The following is an 8,106-nucleotide window of genomic DNA, read 5'->3' as shown; positions in this document are numbered from 1 at the left end:
GAAACATCATTTGGTTAGTAGTATGTCCAGGCGTGGAAACTGTTGGGATAATGCGGTGATAGAATCATTTCACTCTAATTTAAAGACAGAGGAATTTCAGTATTCTAAGTTTAATTCAATGACAAATTTTAACGTAGTATCGAAAATTGACGACTATATGTACCACTATAACGAGAATAGAATACAAGAAAAATTAGGCTACCTCACTCCAAAAGAATTTGGAATGATGGCAGCCTAAAATGGTGTTTTATATGTGTCTCATTTAGCTAGGTAAGTTCACTTCGATGCTTTTTATTTTTATTCTTTAGTGTGACATAGTTTCACTGCCATCATCGTGGCCGTCTTTTGTAACTTTTATGAAAGCAACAGCCCCTTTGGTTGCATGGTTAAATTGGTGTGTGACGATAGGGTAACAACCTTCTTTTGTGACGGTGAATTCAACAACTGCTCCTCCACTGGCCGGGAGCATAACCGTTAAGAACTAATTTTTCTGGTCACGTAGTGGTAACATTTTGGTCACGTACTTAAGATAATTAGTGATAATCAGAAATTAATAAATATAATTAAGTCCAGCTAAAACCTGTAATATCAAGTATTTACGAAAAGCTATGATATTTAGGAATAACTAGAAATAATACCTTCCCTCTAACTTCAAAACTGCTTGAGACCTGCGTGCCAGGTCTGGTGGGTTTGATTCCCACACAGTCCCGCCAAATTTAGATTTTCAATCAATCACTCAACTTCCAACCTCCACAGTCTTTTGTTAATTTTGAATGACACTGTGTGAGACCGAGAAGCTTAAACTGTGTGTGTTCAGAGCCTTCAAACTATTATGTTTGGAGGTTTTTTGTATGCGTAAAATTGTGAGAACGCATGGAAGAGTATTAGCCCCATCTACGCTTTATACCTTGACGGGCACACTTGCTATCCACCTATTTTTCATTATTATAAAGAAAATCTCTTTCATTTTTAAAGTTTTTCATAATACAAGTTTTTACAATTACTTTAAGTATAGGGCATCAATTTGAATTCCTCCCCAATAGCCTTTTGACTTTTCGGCAAACCAATTGATAATAAAGGTGCCAGGTGCCATCCAATATCTGGATGGTACCTGGCACCTTGTCATGAATTATAAATAGGAAGTGTTATTCTTATCGTTGTTCCTTTATTTAAAACACTATTTATCTTAATTTTCCCATTCATTGTCTCTATTGTTTTTACAACAACCATTGAACCTAATCCAGTCCCCTTTTCTTTAGTGCTGTAATAAGGTTCGCCAAAACGGTTTATTTGTTCTTTGCTCATTCCAACACCGTTATCGCTTATCTCGATAATGATATCGAATTTACTTACGAGTGTAACTAAACTAAGCTCCCCACCGTTGGGCATAGCCTCAATACTATTTTTAATCAGGTTTAAAAAACATTGCTTGAAATGTTGAATATTTCCGCGTGTAATTCCTGGCACTAACTCTTCTGATATCTTCACCGAATTCATATTGGCCAATGGTTTCGTCATTTCAATAATACTTCTTATTTCACAATCTATTAAAATAATACCTATATCTTCGGTTGCAGGTTTTGCATATGCTAAGTAATCACTAATAATTGTCTCTGCAGATTTAAGCTCTCTAACCACATGTTGAAAGTACTGTTCTCTAACTTCTTGAGAAAGGTTAGGGGCTTTTAGGAGATCAATAAACCCCTTTACAACTGTTAAAGGATTTCTAACTTCGTGGGAAATACTCGCTGCTAACTGGCTAACAACTTCCATCTTTTCTAGCTTTGCTATTTTTGACTTTATACTAATTGAGTCACTTAATAGTTCTATTATATATACAACGAAAAACATGACTACTGGAGGAAGGAAAATAAAATAAAACATATAAGCTTCAGTCACCCTAAATGAATCAGATATGATAACAGCTATAGAAGTTGTTAGTATTCCAAGACACAAAGATAACAAAACTGAGAAAATAAGCTTATTTTTTCTATTGAACATGCTAAACTTTTTTGAAAGAAGTGCCGTTATAATAAAGATCACGATATAAACAATAAGAGTTAGAGAATTGAATCCATAAATAAAAAATCTAATCGCCAACGATATTATCAACAAGGCAGCCCCGACAGGCCATCCGCCATAAAGTATTCCAATTAAAAAAGGAATTTGCCTTAAATCATGTACGCAATATTCATCAATATAAATAGGGAATTTCATACATAAAATACTTGGTAAACTCATACATGCTGTAATAAGGGTTTTTTGATAATTTTTAAGCGTTTTAAAATTATCAATTAAAACGAAGAAAACAAAAATACTTACTAAAATGTAAAACAAGTTATCTAAAACATTTTGATTAATATAAATGAAGTCCATAGTAAATATCCTTTGTCAAAATTTTTAACATATTTAATTATAAGGGATAAGTCCTATAAAAGAGAGCTTTTTTTATTTAAGTGAAAAACTTCCAAAAATGGATATTGACCTACTAGTTAAGCTTCAATGTTATGACCAAAAAATATATATTACTAGAACAAAGTTCACTGTGACGCCCCGAAAAGGCTTGTTTCATACGATTGTTCCACACACAGCATTCTAAAAAGCTTGCTGTTTTTTGTTTTTCAAATACCTTTAACTAAGTGTTAATTTTTTGACAATTTCATAATATATTCATACAATAAAATAAAAAGTTGGTTTAAACCAAAATATTAGTCTATAAGAAATAAAGTTGGTTATTAGCAGAAAGGGCACTTTCTTTTAAAGTAACAAATGAGGTGATAAAGTGTGTGTTTCTAATAACTTCATCGAGCAACAAGCTTATAATATGGCTGGAAAAATACAGAAAAATTCATTATATAAATTGGTAAGAATTGATTATTCATACGGCAAAAGTATAGGCTTTGAAAAGCAGGATGGGCAGGGGAATCATTTTTCCGAGATAACAACAAATGGAGGGGCCGTAATTACCAAGGTACTCCTCGAAGATAAGGACGGTACACTTTATTCTGTGGAACCAAATATTAATGGATTAAGATTTGCAAAAGGGGAAATCAATTATAGTAAATACAGAAAATTACAAAGAAAGAATGATTTTACTATGTTCATATGTTTCTTTGTGATTATAGGATTTTTTGGTGTATCCATGTTGCTTATGAGTAAACTCATATAGATAAAAAAGCTATTATGAGAAAAATTCCCCTGAAATGAATAAGCCTAACTTTTCAATTAAGTTATGGGAAAATACGTAGAACAGCAAACTTCTTTTAAGAGGTGCTGTTTTTTATTGAGATAAAATAAAAAAGGGTGGCACGAAAGGAAATACTATGCGAAAGAATTTAGCCATAATTGGTGCCATACCATTAAAGATTTGGATATCTGTTATTATATTATTTCTTTTTCCTTTAGCTATTTATCCACTTCTTAATTCTTCATTAGTATGACGTTTATTGTTCAAAATAATTAAATGCGGCTGTTTTCTAAAATATAAGTGGTATGCTACCGAATATAGATGCCTTACAGCTACGATACTTTACCCTGCTGTTGCATACGCCACCAGTAACGGGTTATTCCACGAGGTTTATAAACCGAAAGTGTTGTAATCACGAATCACGAGCAACACCAATAATCCTCCAATAGAGTGGACTACGAGTAAGAGTCTCGCATTTCTAAGGTCGGAACTGGACAACTTACTCTCTACTGCTACGCCTGCTATGTAGGTGATTGGCTCCAGTTGCAGTAGTAATACAATGGTTGCAATGATGGTTAACAGGAATTTCACCATGACCCAATAGTGGCGGAATAAGTCCCACTGGCAAAGTGCTTTCACTCGACTCAGCTGTTAATGCAAAGGGCCGTTTGGTACACGTAAACCAGGCAGATCCTGAAAGAATCGACCGTATCCAGATCGAGGCTATTTCTGAAATGATTGGCGGTAAAGGACAAATTGCTGTACTGAGTGCCACTTCTCAAGCCACTAACCAAAATACTTGGATCGAATGGATGAAAAAAGAACTTGAAGACCCAAAATACAAAGATATTGAACTAGTAAAAGTTGCTTATGGTGATGACCTGCGCGAGTGTTTCTGAACAGAAACTTTATTAAAATCTTATCCTGATCTTAAAGGTATTATTGCCCCTACTACTGTAGGTATTGCTGCTTCTGGTAAAGTGTTAACAGATAAAGGTTTAAAGGATAAAGTACATCTAACTGTACTTGGATTGCCAAGTGAAATGGCTGAGTATATTGAAAGCGGTGTCGGTGACTGGATGTACCTACAGGCTTTTCTTTGGGTGTTTATTTATGTTGCAGTTCCTAATCCAATAACAACTAAGCCTATTCCAAAACAAACAGATTTGCTGTACCATTTTCAGCTGTTATCAAATTGTGCAATAAAAACCATCTTCTTCAAAGAGCTCGAAAATATTGAAATAGACTGGGAATATGTAAAAAAGGGAACCAAGAGAATTTATTGATTATATAAAGGAGAGACATATTTAAATGACTATAAATATAAAAAAGTGTACCAAGGAACCAACAAGTTCTTGTGGTTTTTCAAGGTCCACACTGTTATATTTCACCTTCTTAGTACGAAACAATTAAAGCAGTGCCTACTTGGAATTATGTGTCCATCCATGAACCTAGAAAACACTCTAATCTAGATAACATACAAGTGGCATCTCTTATAAGGGGAAATCTACAATAATTAAAATAAAAGTTATTCAAATAGTGTCCAACAAGTTCTAAACTGCTTGAGACCTACGAGATGCGGTCTGGTGGGTTCGATTCCCACTCAGTCCCGCCAACAACAAAACAATTAATCATGCATTTCTATCAAAGGTATCACTTTGGCTAGGACCAAACGCATCGGTTTCCATTGTGATAACTGCATAATGAAATCTCACCTTTTCTGAAACTCCAGCACCTGAACCAGTCTGATCGAATCCTGTTACAGTTACTTCCTCAAGAATAATTGTTAATAATGTAATGCCATTTTGAGTAACAGTGAGGGTCAATGATGGAAAATGAATCCCTTCAGTTACCGCCTCAAAAAGAGGGATGGAAGCGATGTCGAGTTCCTTTTGAATAAAGAGATCTCCTGCCTCAACTCTGAAACTACCCCCACCACCTGTTGTGGTATTTGAAAAATTAATGCTATAGGAAGAAATATCAAATGATAGATCTGAATCAGAACCGTCCCTTTCAATGACTATTGACATCATGGTTGTAGGATAATTAATCCCCATCCTATACACTCTCCTTTTATTAGAATAATACAGTACACTACATGCTATGCGATGTGAACTAGCCTGGTATAGGGTGCTTGTCTATTTATTAGAAAAATTAGAAGAAACTCATCATACAGAATGATCAGATATACTTCTTCAAAACTGAAAGAATCTAAGATACAATAAGGTATTGGAAAAAATTTGTTACTGTTCTGTTATAAAAATAATAAAAAAGGGGACGGGTCAATCATGCAGGTTAGGGAGATCACAGACAATGACTACGTAGAATCAGTGAAACTATCAATGTATGCGTTTCAATACAAGATTCCGGAAGCCGATATTCCGGCTAGAAGAGATTTGATAAAAAATCATAAAGTCCTAGGAATATGGGATGATACTCTTCTAGCAGCTAAACTACATATTATTCCACTAACCATCCTTATGAACGATGTTGAATGGAAAATGGGTGGAATTGCTGGTGTTGCTACATACCCAGAGTACAGAAGAAACGGTTATGTGAAGGCACTTATTACAGATTCTTTAGAGCATATGCGAAACAACCAACAAATTGTATCGCTTTTACATCCGTTTGAAATATCTTTCTACCGTAAATATGGCTGGGAAATATTAAATGAGCAAAAGAATATAACGATTGAAAAAGGTAACTTGAAATTCCTCGAAATGCCGCAAGGGTTTATTAAAAGATATACGAAAGAAACCCATAACGAGGAGATAGAGAAGCTTTATCAGGATTATTCCATTCGACATACAGGAATGTTAAAACGCGAGACAAATTGGTGGAAAAATAATATCTATGAAGATGATTCCCAGCTTGCTGTCTATTACCATTCCGAGCACGAAGCGAAGGGCTATATGCTGTACAGTGTGAAGGATAGAAAAATGGAGGTAGAGGAGCTGGTGGCTCTTGACCATGAGGCGAGACTAGGGCTATGGAATTTTATTTGCCAGCATGACTCGATGGTTGAAACCGTGAAGATGAAACTTGCTAGTCATGATCCTTTCCCCTATTTTCTCTCTCAGCCGAAGGTGAAAACAGAAATCAACCCTTACTTCATGGCACGGGTTGTCGATGCAGAGGAATGCTTAAGGAAATTTCCATTTATACATGAAAAAGAGCCTCTATTTCTACATCTGGATGATTCCCATGCACATTGGAATAATGGGAGCTATTTACTCGGAAACGGAGAAGTAAAAGTATTTAAAGAAAAAACTGGAGGCCAGTGTGTCCATCCTCCACGAAAAGGGATCCGATTGAACATTAWCTCCCTTTCAGCGATTCTATTTKGTTATAAGCGACCTATGGAGCTTTTTGAAATGGGCTACTTGAAAGGATCAGAGACTGAGGTTCAACTTTTTGAAAAAATGGTCCCATCAATGAAATCTGCATTCTTTGATTTCTTTTAATAACTAGTAGATTTCACTTATAAGAAGGCTGTGTTAATGGATACTGTTGATTTTAGAACCTGTTGATTGGAGTGAAAGGCGCTTGACTCCTGCGGGATGTACGAGCTGAGTGAGACCCCACAGGTGCGAAGCTGTAGGAGGCTCACGGGCGAGCCCGCGGAAAGCATAGCGCCTGTAGCGTAAATCAACAGACTAGTTTAACACAGCCTATAAGAAAGAAACTTGCTGGAATTTTGCAAGTTTCTTTTTTGTAATTCGGACTTCATTTCAAGCAGAAAATACGAGGAATGATAACCATATAAAGTTGATGGTATTATAAACTACTGTATACTAAAATAAATGTATCATGCGTTTTAACCATGGAAGGGGAGTACTACATTTGAAACCGAACATCAAAACCATTCTAGCACCGATGAGTACTAAGGAGAGAATTTCGTATATTTGGGACTATTATAGGTTTCATATCATGGGGACCATTGCTGCGATCATTCTGGTAATCTTTCTAATAGGCAGTGTGGGTGAGAAAAAAGAAACTTACCTTAACCTGACAATCATGGGAACCGGGCTTAATACAAATCATATCGTTCAAATTCAAGAAGATTTAACCAACAAACTTGTAACAGACAAAGATCATGAAGAGGTCTTAGTTCAATCAATCAATTATGGCCAATCAAGCATGGACCCGGCTTCACAAGTAGGTATACAAAAGTTTACAGCAGAGGTATCTTCTGGTGATATCGATGTATTGATTGTTCAATATGAATTTTTTGAGAAGCTTTCAACACAGGAAGCTCTGATAGACCTGGATGAATTAGGGGTTAATTTTCGAGATGAAACAGTAATTAAAACAGGTGAAAATGTTTATGGAATTGACGCCTCCGATATTGAGTTGCTAAAGCCGCTTCAATTAGATGGTAATATGGTAATTTGTGTGCTTAGAAATACAAAAAATTTGGATAATATTACTCAATTTTTTACATTGATAACTGAATAAAAACCTAAAAGGGAATTCTTTGTATTGAAGAATTCTCTTTTTTTTAGAAATAAGGTTGAGTTATGAAAACTTACTGGAAATCTAAGTACGTGCTTCTTTGGTTAGTAAAGAGATCTATGAAGTAATTGAGGCTATTCTCGAAAGTTGTATTTGGTAACGTAAAAGTGAGCCACCATATTAATTGAAAACTGAGCCACTTTTGATAGACAATTAACCCTAATGACATATTAGGGGGATATCAGGAGTGATCACGTTGGACCAGAAACAGAAAATAATTAAAATGTACATGGAGGGTAAAAGTAAACGGGGTATTGCAAAAATTACAAAAAAATCCAGGAACACAGTAGCTAAGTACATTCGTGAGTTTGAGGAAAGTAAACTAGAGGATGTGCGAAAGTTACCCATACCAGAAAGTGTAATGAGTCCGCCAACTTATAAGAAAACGCCAACTTATAAGAAAA

Annotated in this window: 8 protein-coding genes and 3 pseudogenes; 7 read left to right on the top strand and 4 right to left on the bottom strand. The window is 35.3% G+C overall.

The features are described 5' to 3' along the window. The coding region (locus tag BTR25_RS26170) for an integrase core domain-containing protein (protein WP_139311354.1) at positions 1 to 238 on the top strand (238 nt) is incomplete at its 5' end. 66 nt (positions 239 to 304) lie between these two features. On the opposite strand, the pseudogene BTR25_RS28360 reads toward BTR25_RS26170, so the two are convergent. Further along, positions 305 to 475: pseudogene (locus BTR25_RS28360) on the bottom strand (multicopper oxidase domain-containing protein); the annotation flags it as partial. Between the two features lie 647 nt (positions 476 to 1,122). Further along, a complete protein-coding gene (locus tag BTR25_RS26165) occupies positions 1,123 to 2,376 on the bottom strand; it encodes a sensor histidine kinase (RefSeq protein ID WP_075690888.1) in 1,254 nt (417 codons plus the stop codon). A 406-nt stretch (positions 2,377 to 2,782) separates the two neighbouring features. On the opposite strand from BTR25_RS26165, the gene BTR25_RS26160 reads away from it, so the two are divergent. Further along, positions 2,783 to 3,169: a hypothetical protein gene (locus BTR25_RS26160; protein WP_075690887.1), complete on the top strand. Its 387-nt coding sequence runs from the start codon at positions 2,783 to 2,785 to the stop codon at positions 3,167 to 3,169. A 408-nt stretch (positions 3,170 to 3,577) separates the two neighbouring features. On the opposite strand, the gene BTR25_RS27350 is transcribed toward BTR25_RS26160, so the two are convergent. Further along, the gene (locus BTR25_RS27350) at positions 3,578 to 3,826 is read right to left on the bottom strand and encodes a hypothetical protein (protein WP_139311353.1); all 249 of its coding nucleotides are present in this window, start codon (positions 3,824 to 3,826) and stop codon (positions 3,578 to 3,580) included. Between BTR25_RS27350 and BTR25_RS28800 the strand changes: the two are divergent. Both BTR25_RS28800 and BTR25_RS28725 read left to right on the top strand, forming a co-directional pair. Then, positions 3,817 to 4,218 (top strand): annotated as a pseudogene (locus BTR25_RS28800) (substrate-binding domain-containing protein); the annotation flags it as partial. The gene BTR25_RS27350 and the pseudogene BTR25_RS28800 sit on opposite strands and share 10 nt — an antisense overlap. Before the next feature lie 305 nt (positions 4,219 to 4,523). Further along, positions 4,524 to 4,583, top strand: a pseudogene (locus tag BTR25_RS28725) (FMN-binding negative transcriptional regulator); the annotation flags it as partial. Between the two features lie 235 nt (positions 4,584 to 4,818). On the opposite strand, the gene BTR25_RS26150 reads toward BTR25_RS28725, so the two are convergent. Beyond that, complete coding sequence (locus BTR25_RS26150) at positions 4,819 to 5,244, bottom strand: type VI secretion system tube protein Hcp (RefSeq protein WP_075690886.1); 426 nt, start codon at positions 5,242 to 5,244, stop codon at positions 4,819 to 4,821. A 231-nt stretch (positions 5,245 to 5,475) separates the two neighbouring features. On the opposite strand from BTR25_RS26150, the gene BTR25_RS26145 reads away from it, so the two are divergent. The 3 genes from BTR25_RS26145 to BTR25_RS26135 all read left to right on the top strand — a co-directional run. Then, positions 5,476 to 6,651 (top strand): GNAT family N-acetyltransferase, encoded by a 1,176-nt coding sequence (locus BTR25_RS26145; protein ID WP_075690885.1) that lies wholly within the window; start codon positions 5,476 to 5,478, stop codon positions 6,649 to 6,651. Between the two features lie 379 nt (positions 6,652 to 7,030). Next, entirely contained in the window at positions 7,031 to 7,645 is a 615-nt protein-coding gene (locus BTR25_RS26140; RefSeq protein WP_075690884.1) for a hypothetical protein, read from the top strand. Between the two features lie 244 nt (positions 7,646 to 7,889). After that, a partial coding sequence (locus tag BTR25_RS26135; protein ID WP_483295291.1) for a helix-turn-helix domain-containing protein occupies positions 7,890 to 8,106 on the top strand: 217 nt, incomplete at its 3' end.

The sequence above is a fragment of the Bacillus sp. MRMR6 genome, assembly GCF_001940785.1.
GTDB lineage: Bacteria > Bacillota > Bacilli > Bacillales > Cytobacillaceae > Neobacillus.
The sequence above is the reverse complement of the archived record's forward strand: the minus strand, read 5'-3'. Positions and strand labels throughout refer to the sequence as shown.

Excerpts from the sequence above, each read along its gene's own strand:
- BTR25_RS26150 (WP_075690886.1), bottom strand. The coding sequence starts at position 5,244 with ATGGGGATTAATTATCCTACAACCATGATGTCAATAGTCATTGAAAGG.
- BTR25_RS26165 (WP_075690888.1), bottom strand. The coding sequence starts at position 2,376 with ATGGACTTCATTTATATTAATCAAAATGTTTTAGATAACTTGTTTTAC.